General features: G+C 41.6%; 1 protein-coding gene. It reads left to right on the top strand.

What is annotated here, in order from left to right; translation table 11 throughout:
* Positions 1-321 precede the first annotated feature (321 nt).
* A partial coding sequence (locus tag ACRCJ0_RS14065; protein ID WP_431390853.1) for a carbohydrate ABC transporter permease occupies positions 322-1,428 on the top strand: 1,107 nt, incomplete at its 3' end.

Here is a 1,428-nt window from a genome sequence, read left to right as displayed (position 1 = left end):
CGCTGTTCAAGTGATTGTAGATAACATTGCACAAAAATACTAAGTGACACCCCTTTAAAAAATTTGAGGATGGTTTAGCTAATGGTTTAGTAATCATCGCTAAGCTGTCCTCTGTTTATTTTTAAGATGTGACAAAAGTCGTACAGGCTTTCGAACTTCGCACCATAGTCGGGTTCAAGCCTCCAAAAAGGACTGCGTTTCAGCTTGGGTTGGACTGACTGTGTCAGCCATTGCCCTAATCTTCCAACGGTTCCTTTCTTGGCGTCGGCTTTCTCACTCTTATATTACTTACCATGTTTTCTAGTGAAGGAGTTGGTTGCAGTGGTTAAAACTGCAAAAGAAAGAAAAAAAGTGAACTTCACTTCTGAGCAAAAGAGTCGTATCAATCAAGCGACTTTAGCCTCAATCATCCCTGGTGGTGGACAATTCGTAAACAAGCAAGTCCTAAAAGGTGTCATCTTTTTAGTGATTTTTGCCTTATACATTCTCCACTTATTTAGCTTTGGGTTTGACGCCTTCAACGGCTTGATTACCCTAGGTGTAACACCTCGTGAAGATCATTCCCTCTTCTTATTAATTGAAGGGGTACTTGAATTATTAATAACTGTCATCTTTGTTATTTTCTACGCCGTACAAATGTGGGATGCGCGCAATGTGGCTAAACTAAACGCCATCAACCCAGATAAGGTCAACCGATCAGCCAAGGATATCTTAAATAACCTTTACGAATCAGGTTTCCCATATCTATTAACCATCCCAGCCTATATCTTAATGTTATTTGCAATTGTTTTCCCGGTAGTGGTAACGATTCTAATCGTATTTACCAACTACGACTTCCAACACATTCCACCGGCTAAACTCATTGAGTGGACAGGGTTGGAGACCTTTAATTCTATTTTTACCTTAACAACTTACCAAGAAACGTTTGGTGCCGTATTCTCATGGACCGTCATTTGGACCCTATTTGCTACAACCTTGCAAGTAGGTCTAGGGATTTTCCTAGCGATTCTGATGAATCAACCATTCATCAAATTCCGTCGCTTCTTTGGGGTAATCCTACTATTACCATGGGCGGTACCAGCCTTCATCTCGATCTTAACCTTTTCAAATATGTTCAACCCATCTGCTGGAGCCATCAACTCCCAGGTCATTCCGTTTATCAATAACTTGATCCCATTCTTGGAAATTCCAGCATTAGCCTGGAAAACGGACCCATTCTGGACCAAGGTGGCCTTAATTTCTATCCAGGGTTGGCTTGGTTTCCCATATATTTACGTATTGACCACGTCAATTTTACAATCTATTCCAGGTGAGTGGTATGAAGCCGCTTCAATCGACGGGGCTTCACCAATCCAAAAATTCCGATTCATTACCTTCCCGCATATCTTGTCAGTTGCGGCACCGGTATTAATCACGCAATACACAGGG

It is taken from the genome of Aerococcus sp. L_32, assembly GCF_050689315.1.
The sequence above is the reverse complement of the archived record's forward strand: the minus strand, read 5'-3'. Positions and strand labels throughout refer to the sequence as shown.